Genomic DNA, 15,820 nt, shown 5'->3' on the forward strand with positions numbered 1-15,820 from the left:
ATTCTATATTTTTATATTCTACAACGAGAGACCCATCAAAAGTCTACCTTTACACCCAGTGCGTACGAACGGCATTGGGGAGAAGTCCCTACATTCATCTCCATATATTTACGCTCCTTCGCCAAGGTCAACAGACTTGTTCCGTTGGCATAGATTTGTAAACCTTTCACAAGTTTGCCTTTCAGCATAGCAGCCGGGAAGTCGTAAGACAATTGAACACGGTTCAAATCGAAACGTGAAGTGTCGTACAACCAGAAGTCGGAAGCCACAAAGTTCAGGTCGCCACCTTGTGTGGTAAGACGCGGGTATGTGGCGATATCTGCCGTCTCTTCCGTCCAGCGTCCGCGAACCACTTCAGAATATTTGCGATCGCCATACACGTGCATATAACTATTATTCTTCAGTCCTTTGCCACCAAACGATCCGGTGCCTGCCACAAACAATGTGAAGCCTTTGTACTTGGCAGTCAGGTTGAGACCCATCACCCAGGAAGCACCCCACTTGCCCAATACCACCTGGTCTTGCTCATTGATGACACCGTCGTTGTTTTGGTCTACATACTTCAAATCACCGGGTTTGGTATTAGCATTCACCTTTGCCGAGCTTTCCACATCGGCAGCGTCTTTGAAGAATCCGATGCATTGATATCCGCGCAAAGCATCAATCGCCTCACCTTCGGCTTTCAGCCAGTCATATTTCACATTCTCGTCCCATTTGGTGTTCTTGGAGGTGTAGTACATACCCACAAGCCCCACATTCCATTCAAAGTCGCCGTGCTTTTTGCCCACGTTTACACTCAAGTCCACACCCGTACGACGTTGGTTGTTCATGTTGATATAAGGACGCATATCGGACTTCGGATAATAAGTCTGGAAATAAGACGGATAATTTTGGGGCTGCGCCAGCAATCCTTCGGTATTGGTTACGAAGTAATTGGCATTAAGTCTCACCAATCCCTTCCAAAGAGAAGCGTCCAATCCTACCGTAAATTCCTTACGCTTGATGTAGCCGAGGTCGGGGTTTCCACCTTGCAGGAAGTCGGTGGTCTGCATCGAGTTGTTTACCTCGCTCCATCCCCACCACGTACCTGCCTGTGTAAACTTGGTAGCATACATGTAGTAATCACTGATATCCAAATCCTGATTGAGCACACTATAGCCTGCCATCAGTTTCAGGTTATCGAGCCAATCGGCATCTTTGAGGAAACCCTCTTCGGAAAGACGCCATCCCAACGTAAACGAAGGCGAAAGCCCTATCCGGTTGCCTTCGGGCAATTTAGCGGAATGAACCGCTGCCATGCTGAAATCGGCGTAATACTTACCGGCATAGTTATAATCGAGTTGCAAACCCAAGTTGGAATTGCTAGTGCGATGGTAGGTACCCGAATAGGTCTGCTGGCTGCCTTGAGCCAACAACAATGCATTCACATGATGATTGTCGGCAAAAGTGTTCTGATAGCCGAACTGTGCAGAGAAATAAATGGTCTGATACGCCGTACTGCCCGATACGTTTTGCGTACCGGTATGCTTGTCCATATTGTACTTGGTCAATGAAGTAATACGGTCGCCTCCGAAAGCATTGTTCCAAGAGGCTTCATACACTGCATAGTCGTCGTCGATAGAAGTGATGTAAGAAGTTCCGTAGTCTACGGAGAACTGTGTACGGAATGACAATCCTTTCAGTACTTTATACAAATCGAGGTTGATTCCCGCATCAAACTGGAAACGACGTGAAGTAGCTTTCTGATAACCGGACGCATACATGGCAGCAAAAGGATTAGTCATGTTCAACTGCGTACCTCCCAATAGATATTTGCCGTCAATAAGGTAATTGCTATTATTGATCAACGTCCACGAAGCAGCATCGTTTTTATCGACAAACTCAATGGGAATGAAAGGTACAAGAGGCGCCGAACCGGGAGCAGTCGGACGTAACGTAGCCGAGTTAGCCCAGTAGTCTGCCTTATCGTGACGGGAATCGTAGAAGATAGCATTTGCATTTACCCAACCGCTGATCCAGTCGTTCATACGCAAATCCACATTACCGCGGATATTCAGGCGCGAGTTGCGGTTGTTCTTACTTTCACCGAAGTTGAGCAAGTCGTTGGAACTCTCGTAACCGATGTTCGTATAGAAGTTGGCGTAGCGTCCGCCGCCCGAAAACTCGGCCACTCCGTTATAGTCCTGACTTGTCTTCCGAATATAGTCGTCGGAAAAGAAGTTGATGTTCGGATAACGGTAAGGGTTACTTCCGCTTGCATAGTTGTAAATCTGCTCATCCGAGAAAGCGGGATCCAACCCGTCGTTACGCAACGCCTCGTTATACAACGTCATGTATTCGGCAGAAGCCAGATATTTAGGATAACTTTTAGGCACATTGATACCGGCATTGGCACGCGCACTCACCCGCAAGTCTTTATCGCATCCGCGCTTCGTGGTGATAAGAATGACTCCCTTCGCACCACGGCTGCCGTAAAGCACCACGGCTTGCGCTGCTTTGAGGAATGTGATTTGGGCTATTTCGGTAGGACGAATGTTGTTTGCCTCACGAGGAACTCCGTCTACCAATACCAACGCTTCGCCCATGTTCCATAATTGTCCGTTGTAACCTCCCACTAAAGATTGCATATTGTCGAGACTGTACAGCGAATAACTTTTATTAGTCAGTTCCTCTACATTGACGGACGAGACACCACCCATCAAATCCGCCCGGTCCACTGTGCGGAAAGCCACATTCACTTTCTGAGCCAATGTATCAGTCTTCTCCACATCCGTCTGAGCCATCAGCCCGGCAGAAGCAAACAATAGTCCGGCGCTAAGAATTATATTTTTATGAATTTGTTTCATGATATTCTATTTCGTTTAATAAGTCACTTGTTTACCATCCCGGATTCTGATAGAACTCCGGATACAAGGTCACGTCAGACAATTTCAGAGGCAACCAGTAATGCTTCTCCGTGAAATTACGCGTCACGATTACCCGATATGTATAGCCGCTTACAGCTGTTTCCTGAGGGTTCTCGGCAAGGTCGCCTACCCGTTGGAAATCGACAGCAGTCTTTTCGGTATAAGGTTTCTTGTCGATAAGCAACCAGCGACGCAAGTCAGTGAAACGGTGTCCTTCGTATGCAAGTTCTACCGCACGTTCGCGGCGAATCTCACTGTTGAACAGATCGATTGAACCGGTATATTTGGCATTGACACCTTCTACTCTCGCACGTTTGCGGATGGTGTTGACTGCGGCCAGTGCCGTAAGTGTACAGTTGGTTGACTTTCCTGTAGACGAGCCGGTAGCATTTGCCGCAGCTTCAGCATACATCAGATAAATGTCTGCCAGACGCATATAGCTGCAATAGATATGCATCTGCGGACTCCATCCCCAGCCATCATCCCATTTATTGGCTGTCACCGGAATAAACTTGCCAAGCAGGAATCCGGTACGGCTTCCGAACTGGTCGTCACGGGCGTTTCCGCCTGTGTAGAGGGATGCAACGGCTAAGTCACCGACCTCCTCCGAATCTTTTTTTGCATCAGATACCATAGGCGAACCGTCGAAGCGAATATCATGATAGAAACGTGGGTCGCGTCCTTTCCAAGGATGAGTCTTGTCCCACTTGGATTCCTGGTCGTCGAGCGGCAATCCATTTGCCATACCGTAATAGTGTACATAGTTGGCTGTGGGCGAGAGTTGCGGATTGTTATCTTTCTTATAGCTGGCAGGCACAAACTGAAGAGCTAAACCAAAAGTTGAGTTTTGCCAGCCATCTGCCACCAATCCTCTGAACAATGCTTCTGTAGAACCCGGCATTTGGGCATTCTTTCCGTATGTGTAGAAGAGGTCGGAATAGTCCTCAAAGTCCACCAAGCTATATTGCGTCTGTCGGTTCTCTACCAGCGTAAGCAACTCCCCGAACGCTTCGGCAGCCTTCCGGCAATATTCCTGATTGTAGGATTCGCTTCCTGTGGACACCTTGTTCATCAACGGACTTCCTGCCCACAGGTAGTTTTTACCTAAATAGCCCAGTGCCATGATTTTGTTGATGCGCAGTTGGTTGTATCCTTTCGTGCTCGGGCTGATAGATGTCTTGTCCCAATCAATAGGCAGCAGATCGGCAGCCATCCGGAAATCATCGGCAGCCTTGTCGGCACATTCGTGATAGCTGAGTCGCGGCTCGTTGAATGTTTCGTTGGGAGGCAACACCTTATCTATATAAGGCAATCCGCCGAAATATTGTATCAGCATGAAATGAAACCACCCGCGGAAGAAATAAAGCTGTCCGGCAATGGCGTTCTTCTGTTCCTGCGTTGCATCGGTAAGCAGGTCCAGATTTGCTAATCCCGTATTACATTTACGGATTCCGTACCAAGAAGCGGGCCACAAGTCGCGGTTCCATCTGAATCCGTCGTTCGGAGTAGTAAAGTCCAGATTCAGAGTTTTGCAATCCATAAATCCGGCCCCCCAGCCGTCGTGTTCAGCCTGCCACCCCCAAAAGTCGCCTTGGTCCACTTTATAGCCCATGTGATAATTGCAGTCTACACCAATCACTTCGTCTTCACCCCAGTTCCAAGAGTTTGACCAGTATTGTTTGGCCATGTCGGGAATACAAGCATAAAGCTCTTCTACAAATCCCTGAAAATTGTGGAAGTCCTTAAAGGCATTTTCCGGAGTGACATCCGATTCGGGTGCCTTGTCCAGATAGTCGGTACACGAAGCAGTCGTACCCGTCAATCCGAGACTCAAACAAGCCATTACAGCATATTTTATAATGTATTTTTTCATAATTCGATGATGTTTTAAAGGTCAAATTTAATACCCAGATTGAAACGACGTACAGTAGGATAAGCACCTTGCGAAGCCAATCCCGTACCTGCAAAGTTCGATTCGCGGTCATCCGGCATACGCGACCATACCCAAAGGTTGTTTCCGTTCAGGAATATTTTAAATCTGTTCAATCCAATTTTCTTTACCCAAGGTTGTGTAAAAGTGTAAGCCACTTCAGCATTCTTCAGACGAATAAACGAACCGTCGTAATGGAAGCGAGTACCTTCATAATAACTCGGAGTAGAATTGATACGAGGCATGGGAGCATCTGCATCAAAACGATCTTTCGACCAGAATACTCCTTCGTCGAATACAGTATTCACGTTATTGTGCAAGGAAGTAAAACCCACATAACGGTTGACGTTGGTCACTCCATAGAACTGTACAAAGCAGCTGAATCCCTTGTAATCGAATCCGATAGTAGCGTTGTACGTATTTTCGGGAGTACCCGTATAGCCGTAAGGAGCGCTGTCGTTGGCATCTATCACGCCATCACCATTATAGTCCATAGTGATATACTGTCCGGGCAATTTCTGATCGTTCATCGTATTGTGTGTAGGCATGGCGAATACTTCGTCCCACGTGTTGGCAAATCCTGCCGTAAGATGAGCGTGGTCTTGTCCGATGGCAAATCCTTCCGACTTCTGGTATGCGGGACGCAACACAGGGTCATCGTATTTGAGAATCTTGTTTTCAGCATGAGTCATATTGAAGTTACCCCACAGACGAAGACCGTTGTTCAATGTTTTATTTACACGAAGTTCCAATTCGTATCCTTTCGTACGCACGCGTCCTAAGTTGGCAGCCGGGGCGGAAATTCCTAAATAACCGGGAGTGGCACGTTTGTCACCGGCTACAAGAATGTCCGAACGCTTGTCATAGAAAAATTCCAAACTACCGGCAAGCAAACCATCGAAGAAAGCGTAATCAACACCGATATTCTGCTTCAAAGCTGTTTCCCAATGTACATCGGGATTACCTACCGTAGCTTCCTTGTACCAAGTGTAAGGAGACTCGGTTCGATTGTTCAAACCGTGGAAAGACTTACCTCCGTAAGCCCACTGTGTAGCATATAGAAAACGAATACCAAGATTATCGTCACCTACCTCACCGATAGAATAACGTACTTTCAACATATCTACCCACTTACGGAGAGGCTTGAAGAATCTTTCTTCGCTTATCATCCAGCCCAACGCACCTGAGTTAAACAACTCGAAACGATAGTCGGGACTAAACTTCTCGGAACCGTTGTATGCACCGTTGTATTCCAAGAAATAACGGTTGCCATAACTATAAGTGGCGCGGAACGCCCAGTCTTCACGATAGTGAGGGAATTCGCTACCAGTGCTTCGTTCGGTACGGTTGAACACTCCCATGGCGCTGACATCGTGGTCACCGAACTTGCCGCTCCATGACAATTGTCCTTGATAAAAAAGATTGCGTTGAGTAGACCAGTCCCGCACAGCACCACCTGCTGTAGACCACAAGATACCTTCCTGAAAATCGAGTCCGGTTTTAGAGTCGGTTTGCGCGTTGCTATAATGCACCTCGCCTGTTTCCGGATCTATCCATTTGGTCTGCGTCCCGTGATTCAAGTCATTGACACCACGACCGGCTTCCACAAACACGTTGTCCCACGAAATCATGGCACTTGCACGTAATCCTTTTACGAGGAAACTCAAATCCTGTTCCAATACAAAGTCAGTATTGACGCGGGTAGTAGTAAGCATTTCATAGCCTGCATTGGCGAGATTCAACACAGAGTTCGGCGCACCTTGCGAATTGGGCTTGTAGTATCCCCACGTACCGTCGGAATAACGGGGCAAGAAAGCGTCTGACGGAGAACTGTAGGCAGCCTGCCACAACTGCGAGGCACCAAATGAATCGTCGGCAACTCCCCACGGTGATTTCTTCACACCGTAAGAACCGAAAATATTGGCTTTCAATACGGTAGTTTTGGTAATCTTGAAGTCCAAATTACTACGTGCATTAATACGGTTGAATCCGTAACCTGCCTGATAACCACGGTTATTGTCCCATTCGCGGAACAAGTCACCTTCATGCAGAAAGTCTACCGCAGCGAAATATTTGACGTGGCGTGTACCACCCGACAGGTTGATGCTCGGATTGTATGACATGGCATAATCTTTGAAAAGCTCTTTCTGCCAGTCAACGTTCGGATAACGTTCGGCCTCTTCCAAATTAGCAGGATGGCGATATTTGTCAATCGTCTCCATCGGCAATATTTTATTCCAAGAAGCAGGATTCAAGCCTAACTCATATTCGGCAGCCTGATTACGCACATACAACGCATCCGCCGACTCCATTCTTCCCGGCAGAGCAGAAACCACTTTAGCCGTCATGTTCATACTTACGTCAATCTTGGCCCGACCTTCGTTACCGCGCTTAGTGGTTACAAGAATGACACCATTGGCACCCTTCACACCATAAACAGCAGTTGCCGACGCATCCTTCAATACAGATATAGACTGTACAGAACTCATGTCCACACTGCTCATCGGACGTTCGATACCGTCCACAAGGATAAGCGGTTCGCTATTATTCCACGAGCTAACGCTACGAATTACAATTTTCGGGTCTTCGTCACCCGGCATACCAGTAGAGGCAGAAGTCACCACACCCGGCAAATTACCCGTCAATGCCGCACCCACATTCGACACACCACCTGCACGCTGTAATGTCTCACCAGTGGTTTGTGCAATAGCACCTACCACAGACGCTTTCTTTTGTTGTCCGTAACCCACCACAACCACTTCTTCCAGTTGCTTGGTGTCATCTTCCAATGTTACTTTAATAAGACCTTTAGAAACCACTTTTACTTCCTGCGGTTTCATTCCTACATACGAAACAATAAGGACAGACTTCTCACCGGGCACAGTCAATACAAAATTGCCATCTATATCTGTGATTGTACCTATTGAACTATTACCTTTTAAAGTTACTGAGGCTCCAATGATTGTCTCACCATTACTGTCAAGAACCGTTCCCCTCACCGTTATCCCTTTCTGTGCTGATGCTGTTACAAAACTAAACAACATAAGGAGAAACAGGTAAGGAATTTTTTGAATTTTCTTCGTTACATTTTTCATTACCATTAGTTTAAGATGTTAATTAACTACATTGTTTTCTAATCATCATTCTTCTTTAATTGCATTAGCTATCATTATAAATATCACTCATAGTTGCTAGTATTAGATTTATATAAAAAAAATAATTATTTGCAAGTAGCGTATAATCCAATTGTAGTACCGGTAAATCCACCAGCCGTTGTAGTAGAGAGATAACTGGGATCTACATCTTTACAAAGCAGTTTCCAGTTTTTTTCACCATCAATAGAATAATAGAAGTCGTAACCAATTCCTTGAGATACTAATTTCAAATATACCTCATTTGTATCTGCGTCTATTTCATCTGAAGCCAATGTCTGTTCCTTTTCACCGATTTGTTTCAGAGAAATATTTTTATTCTCACCCACTTTATTCAAGCAGAAGAAATATTGATGCGCCTCATCTTTAAACAACAACATTCCGGCTGTTTCCTTATCTTTAGAAGGATTGAACAACATACGGGTAGCACATTCAAATTTATGATGTTGTAACCGACGGCAGACAAATGCCGGAGTTTTCTTTTCCGTAGCGCTAATATCTGCACACTTCAAGGTCAGGTATCCGGGTGTTTCCGTCAATGAATATAAATCGGAAGCAGAAGCTCTCAAAGTCATCCAAGTCATGTCAAGTACAGGAGAATCAAAGTTCTCTATTAACTCGAAGTTACCATAAGTAACTATCGTATCGCGTTTCGCACCTTCACGTTTTACAATCATAGGTACTAAATCATCTCCTTGTGTCATGTACGGGAATCCATCTTCACTCCATTTCACCGGCATCATAAATGTTTCACGTCCCAAATTCTCAAACTGATTATTAATAGGGCGACAAGCCAGAAAAACAGCCCACCAATCTCCCTCTTTTGTTTGAATCAAGTCTGCATGACCAGCACAGGTTACCGAATTAGGACGGTCAGAATTCAAATGTCTTTGCGTCAGAATCGGATTGTTTTTCCATGGAAGAAACTTACCCATCGGAGAATCACCACAGAAAATCACTTCCGAATGCCAATTTCCCGTTCCACCTTCGGCGGACATCAAGAAATACTTTCCATTTATTTTATATAAATGAGGGCCCTCTATCCAAATTGGTTTGTCTGCCGGTTGAGCTCCTTTGTTTACAAGAATTTTACGGGGACCGATCGTCTTATCTGTTTTCACATCAAATTCTTGTATGCGTATAGTACGGTGGCCGCTATATTCAGGTTTATTATCCGGAGCCTCATCATTATTAACAATATATGCCTTACCATCTTCATCAAAAAAGAAAGAAGGATCAATACCTCCGACCTCCGGCAACATGACGGGTTCCGACCATTCACCAAACGGGTCTTGCGTCTTAACAAAGAAATTCCCGGCTCCGACATTGGTTGTTACCATATAATATGTCTTGTTATACGGATTATAAGAAATAGCCGGAGCAAAAATACCGCCACTCACTTTCTGTCCTTCCATATTCACTAATTGCGAAGCACGGTTCAACACATGCCCTATCTGTTTCCAATTCACCAAGTCTTTGCTGTGAAAAATAGGAACACCGGGGAAATAAGTGAATGTAGATGTTACCAGGAAATAATCACCTTCTCCATTTGTGCAAACACTAGGATCAGAATACCATCCCGGCAAAATAGGATTATAGAAATAGTCTTCATCTGACAGAGGATTGGAAATATAAAAATCATCATTTCCTTTATAAGAAAAATAATCAAAGAGAGCCACAGATTTTCCAATAGCCGGTAATTGTTGTTCTTTCTTTGAGTTACATGACATCATTGTTATCCCCAACATAAATATGGAGAGCCGGACGATTGACATTAATTGTATTACCTGTGTATTCTTCATAATACCTCTTATTTTCTTTATAATCAAATATGAATTACTGATCTTTTTCTGCAAAGATATGCCAGCTTATAAAACTACAAACATAATTATGTTACGGGCTTCTTTTCCTAAATAACATCTTCATTTTCAATGTTACATCTATCTTTCCCCTTGTAGCACACCCAAATAATTATGCTGATTATAAGCACATTACAATCTCATTTTTTGAATAAAAGCTATTCAAATTCCCAATAATCCAGATTGAAAAGTTTGTTTCCTTTCTCTCCTTTAAAGCAGAAATAAAGATCATGTACACCCTTTGCATTCTTTATCCGGCATGACATCTGTTTATATATATCCAGTCCTCCTGTCGGTGATATACTGACACTGCCTATTACCGGACCTTCAGTGCTGTCCAGACGAATTTCTATCATTCCGCCTTTTTCAACACAAGCTGCGCTTACACTGAATTTCTTTGCTCCCTTCTTGCCAAAGTCGACACCACGCACACACAGATATTCATTATCATCAATATCGGTTATATACAAACCGCCATTCTTATGATTTTCAGCTTTAAGACCATATCCCCAAGCCATCGTTTCAGCTTCCACTCTACGGTAAGGATTAAAGTTTTCAATCTGTTCCAGTTTCGTCTCCTGCCAATAAGGAACTTCCTGAATAGTTCCATCCGGATTATAATGCATTTTTGCAACAGATACCGAACGGCGTTCCTTATGATCCAAAGTCTCCAAATGAAGCAAATCATAATTTAGGCCAAATACATAAGAGCTACCTTTATAATTGATAATTCCAGGATGATTTCCTCTACTCCGCTCTGTTGGACGCATAATATATCCTTTTGTACTCCATGGTCCGGTAGCTTTGTCGCTCATGGCATAGCCAATCCCTTCCGGACAACAAGTTGAAGCGAAAGCCATGTAATAATGCCCGTTCCGTTTATACACCCACGGACCTTCCTGGTAATGTTCCGGTTTATTTTCCACTTGTACAATTTCCCCCGAATATGAAATCATATCCTCATTCAGTTTCACATAATAAACATTCGGATTGCCCCAATACATATACGCTTGTCCGTCATCATCAATAAATACGGTCGGGTCAATGTCATACCAATGCTCCTTTTGCCAAACCAACGGTTTGTTCAATGGGTCTTTAAAAGGACCGTAAGGAGAGTCGGATACCAATACGCCAATACCATTACCGTGAATCGGACAATACATATAAAATTTGCCATTACGTTCGATGACTTGTTCTGCCCAGGCACCGTTATCACGTTTCACCCAATCAAAACTCTTCAGAGAAGCGACCGCTCCATGATCGGTCCAATTGACCATATCGGTGGAAGTATAAAGTAACCAGTCCAACATTTTGAATCCTTCGGCATCATCCTCATCATGAGTTGTATAAAGGAAAACGGTATCGTTATATACCATCGGAGCCGGATCGGCAGTGTATTTTGTTTGTATAATAGGATTTTGTGCAGTTCCTGAAGTAGCGGCAGTGATTGCCAACAAAAACGATACGCCTAAAAATTTTAAGTTTCTCATATTCTTTTATTTTAAATGGTTATTTGGTTATTAATACTCCACCATTGCAAGGAATAGTCAATTGCAATTCTTGTTTCTTTCCTATTTCTATTTGTTTTACGCTACCCTGCAATGCCTTATCATCACTAAACAGTCTCACCTTTTCTCCATTAGAGAACATCGGCAAATTAACTTTAAGTTTCAGTGTTTCCTTCTGCGCATTTACTCCGGCAATATACCATTTGTCGCCATGACGACGGGCAAGAATGACGTATTTACCAGGATAACCGTCAATGAAACGTACCTCGTCCCAAGTAGTTGGAACCTCTTTCATAAAATCAATTGCCCACGACGGAGCATCGGTCAGGTTATTCGGTGCCAAAGCGAAATGCTGTACCGGACTCTGAAATAGCACCGCCGTAGCCAGTGCGTAGACATCTGATGTCACCCGCCGGCTTCCCCGTGGAGCATTATCCGCATTATAATATTTGTTCAATGCACTACCGCCGAAATCCATGCTACCTACCGTGTTACGGATAAACGGATGCAGGGTGGCATTAAAGGCCTCATTATCACAACTGCCTTGAGAGAAATGAAGATTTTCACTAGCCAATACAGCCTCACTCGCTGCGAAGTTAGGATACATACGTTCCCAGCCACGAGGCAAAGTACATCCATGGAAAATAACTAAAAGTCCGTACTCGTTTGCATCCGACAAGATATCCTCATACAACTGCATAGTCATTTGCTTGTCGCCTCCGAAAAAGTCCACTTTTATTCCACGGATGCCAATGCTTTGCATCCATTTCATCTCCTTACGTCGGGCTATCGCATTATCCATCATACCTCTCGGAGTTTGCGGAGCATCATTCCAATACCCATTCGAATTATACCACAAATAAAGAGCTACCCCTTTGTCCTTCCCATATTTAGCCAATTCTTCAATTTTATCACGTCCTATTTGTTTATCCCACAAGGCATCCACCAACACAGATTGATACCCCATTGCTGCCGAGAAATCAATATACCGAAGTTGCTCTTTATAATTAGTACTTCCATCCATACCGATAATCCAGCTCCATGAACCCCTGCCATACGTAAACTCTCCTTTTGCCTGATAAAGCGGTTTTACAACATCAAAAGGAACGGTTGTCTCCACTATTGGAGCCAAAGTCTTGCCCACAGTAATAGTACGCCAAGGCGTCTCGCCCGGCAACGCTATCCCCGGAGAAACCGTACCATTCCCATTTGCTTCACCTTCTTGCGGAAATCCAATGGTATACACCCCTTCTTTGTGTCCCAACAGACGGCTTGCGCAATATCCGCCATTTACTCCCGTTTCGGAAACAAGCGCCCAACCGTTATCTCCATTACGGAATAGACAGGGAAATGTGTATCCTTCTCCCCAACCATTCTTCCCTGCGGCATCATCTGCCGTATAAGACGTCTCATAACTTGGAGAAGTACGGGCAAATCCTCCCATCGGTTTACTTTGCGGACAAAGAAAAGTGGTGGTTCCGTCAGGAAACGCAAATCCTGTAGCTTCTTTCTTAATCACGCAACTTAGTGTCTCACCTTGCGGATACATCCTATATTTAAAAGCAACATCGTTATTACTTATGCGGAATATAACATCATAAATTGTTTTCCCTTGTTGTGTAAACGAAAATACAGCTTCATTGGCCACATAACGAACCTTGCTCTTTTTAATAGAAGCCAACTCGTATGTTTCATCTATTTTATTGGTTGAAACATTCTTTTCCAGCGACATCCCCGATGAAAAATCTCCTATATTTGCAATCATCCCCAATGGAGATGGCTTCAAAAAGAGAACATTGTCATAACTAACAGAATAAGAAGGTCTTCCATCCATATCTGAGACTGTCACTACCAGCTTTCCATCAGGACTTGTTATCTGTTTATTTTCTGCACTTGTAACGCTACTCCCCAATAGCATAGCCATTACTATAAAAAACTTCATCATATTCCTACTTTTCAGATTCTTTTCTACTGACATAATCACACATTCTATTACAATCAAAACCTTACAGAAATCGCTTTCCCATTATAATCGACGTTTTTTTGAGTCCCGTCCTGAAGAGTTACAGTAAACTTACGGTTCTTCAACATTCCCTCATACGCACCTTTTCTTGCCCCTATCGTCAATTTACGAGATGCATTATTCCAAGAGATTGGAATTTCCGTATAAGCTCCTTTTTCGTAATTGTAATTATCAAATTCATCTTCATATAAAATGAAGTTTCCATTCGCACCCGCATACACCTTCAATTCAAGATGATCCCACGGTTTTTCAGTGGCATACTGAACTTGTGGACCGACAGGAATAATACTACCCGCTTTTACATACAATGGAATAACATCCAGTGTAGTCTCTTTGGTAATTTCCTTTCCGCCTTCGTGTTTCTCGTTCGTCCAAAAGTCATACCATAGCGTTCCTGCCGGTAAGTATATGTTAGTAGGTTTCGTTTCCATGAAATCCACAGCAGCGTCAGTTTTTGTTTTTTTCGCTCCATCTCTGTTCCATCCTTCTTCTTCGGAGACTTTTACCACAGCTTCCGGTGTATATTGTGCATGAGTAATCGGAGCCACAAGGATCGATTTTCCAAACATATATTCGTCATTGATATCCCACACCTTTCTGTCATCTACAAAATCCATCATCAAAGCGCGCATAAAACTCGATTGACGATTGCTTACCTCCCAAGAAGTAGAATAAATATAAGGCAACAGAGAGTAACGTAAACCTATCATCTTCTCGATAGCATCATATACAGGCTCGCCTTTCTTTCCGAACTTATAGATTTCCCTATAAACATCCGTCCCGTGCGAACGCATCATCGGATTGAACGTTCCAAACTGCAACCAACGCACATAAAGCTCCTGATACAATGGATTTTTTGAAGCACTATCATCATTCCAGCTTTTATTATAATGTCCTGCAAAAAAGCCACCAATATCACTATTCCAGTGAGGCATACCACACAAAGAAAAGTTTAATCCGGCAGGAATCTGATTTCTAAAACTCTCCCATGTGGAAGCGACATCACCACTCCATACATTTGCACCATAACGTTGCTGCCCCAAGAATCCGGAACGGGTTAAAATAAACACGCGTTTGTCCGAAGTCACTGCACGCTGATGGTCGTAAACCCCTCCGACAGTCATCAACGGATAAGCATTGCGCACCTTACGGAACGAGCCCAGATAGGTTTTGGTATCCATATCCTCCGGCTTCCAATCCAGATGATCGGGTTCGGTAGAGTCCATCCACCAGGCATCCATTCCCAGCTTGAAAATTCCATCATTCAGATATTTCCAATAAATATCACGTGCTTCGGGATTGTAAGCATCATACACCCTTACACCGGAAGGATATTCCATGTTGGGGGGCCATGACTCCAATCCCGATTGCGGCCAGGTAGTGAAGTTAAACAACATACCTTTTTTGTCCAATTCTCTATAAGGTTTGGTCATCGGTCCGAATGACGACCAGATAGATATAGCCATGTGTGCGTTCATCGCATGGACATCCTCCATCATCTTTTGAGGATTATTGAAAGTCGGATTCTGAAAATCCATCGCATTCCACAAATAGTTATGCCCCCAATATTGCCAATCCTGAATAATACCATCCAAAGGAATACCCAATTCACGATATTTACGAACAACGTCTACCACTTCCTCCTGGCTTTTATATCTTTCTTTACTTTGCCAGTAACCATAAGTCCATAAAGGAAACATCGGCGCTTGCCCGGTCAGGTTGCGTACCTGTGCTATAACACCGTCGGCATTTTTCCCATACATGAAGTAATAATCCACACAGTCACCTACTTCAGAACGGAAAGATGTTTCAACTTCGTTATCCGTAAAAAGAGTCGGCGAATAGTTATCCCAAAACACACCATATCCTTTAGTAGACTGGAAGAAAGGTGACACATCTTCAACATTTCCCTGTATCAGATTTTTAGTCATGTTCCGCTGAATCATCTTTCCATTTTGCAATTGTCCCAAACCATAAATGGCTTCCTCCTTATCTAATACAAAAGGTTGATAAACCTGATAAGTTTTTGTCCCGGCATCATCGAAATCGATAAACTGCATACCGGATTTCTCTGCCAATAACGACTTGCCATCCTTTGAGCAATAAGAAACAATTCCCGTTCCGGTGTCCACACTGACACTTAGTTCACTGGTGTTCAATACAATCTTATTATCTTGCATATCAGCCTTGAAATTCACCTTTTCGGGTTTGGCAATTACAGAAAGACTCTGTTTTTCATAGGCAACCCCTTCCGGAGACTTTATTACTCTCGCCACAGCAGGCGCAAAGAATTGTATTTCTATATCCACTGCATTTACAGTGGTTTTGATGCCGGACGATGTTTTCTGATAGTTCTGTGCGAATAAGATATTTGTGCTGAAGCATAAACATATACCCCAAAATAGATGATGTATTTTCATAATTATGGAATGATAAGGTTTC

At 43.8% G+C, this 15,820-nt stretch carries 7 protein-coding genes; all 7 read right to left on the minus strand.

The window, feature by feature from the left end:
• Nucleotides 1–35: 35 nt before the first annotated feature.
• Entirely contained in the window at nucleotides 36–2,846 is a 2,811-nt protein-coding gene (locus N5O98_RS09990; RefSeq protein ID WP_004309632.1) for a SusC/RagA family TonB-linked outer membrane protein, read from the minus strand.
• A gap of 31 nt (nucleotides 2,847–2,877) precedes the next feature.
• The gene (locus N5O98_RS09995) at nucleotides 2,878–4,779 is read right to left on the minus strand and encodes a RagB/SusD family nutrient uptake outer membrane protein (protein ID WP_004309631.1); all 1,902 of its coding nucleotides are present in this window, start codon (nucleotides 4,777–4,779) and stop codon (nucleotides 2,878–2,880) included.
• 14 nt (nucleotides 4,780–4,793) lie between these two features.
• The gene (locus N5O98_RS10000) at nucleotides 4,794–7,937 is read right to left on the minus strand and encodes a SusC/RagA family TonB-linked outer membrane protein (protein WP_004309630.1); all 3,144 of its coding nucleotides are present in this window, start codon (nucleotides 7,935–7,937) and stop codon (nucleotides 4,794–4,796) included.
• Between the two features lie 119 nt (nucleotides 7,938–8,056).
• Complete coding sequence (locus tag N5O98_RS10005) at nucleotides 8,057–9,790, minus strand: glycoside hydrolase family 43 protein (protein WP_118161204.1); 1,734 nt, start codon at nucleotides 9,788–9,790, stop codon at nucleotides 8,057–8,059.
• A 215-nt stretch (nucleotides 9,791–10,005) separates the two neighbouring features.
• Nucleotides 10,006–11,337, minus strand: coding sequence for a glycoside hydrolase family 43 protein (locus N5O98_RS10010; protein WP_118161203.1), 1,332 nt, complete (start codon nucleotides 11,335–11,337; stop codon nucleotides 10,006–10,008).
• 19 nt (nucleotides 11,338–11,356) lie between these two features.
• Nucleotides 11,357–13,333: a glycoside hydrolase family 97 protein gene (locus N5O98_RS10015; protein ID WP_061447968.1), complete on the minus strand. Its 1,977-nt coding sequence runs from the start codon at nucleotides 13,331–13,333 to the stop codon at nucleotides 11,357–11,359.
• A 20-nt stretch (nucleotides 13,334–13,353) separates the two neighbouring features.
• Entirely contained in the window at nucleotides 13,354–15,798 is a 2,445-nt protein-coding gene (locus N5O98_RS10020; protein ID WP_118161202.1) for a glycoside hydrolase family 31 protein, read from the minus strand.
• Nucleotides 15,799–15,820 lie beyond the last annotated feature (22 nt).

This window comes from Bacteroides sp. LFL-34 (genome assembly GCF_027257075.1).
Classification (GTDB): Bacteria; Bacteroidota; Bacteroidia; order Bacteroidales; family Bacteroidaceae; genus Bacteroides; species Bacteroides ovatus.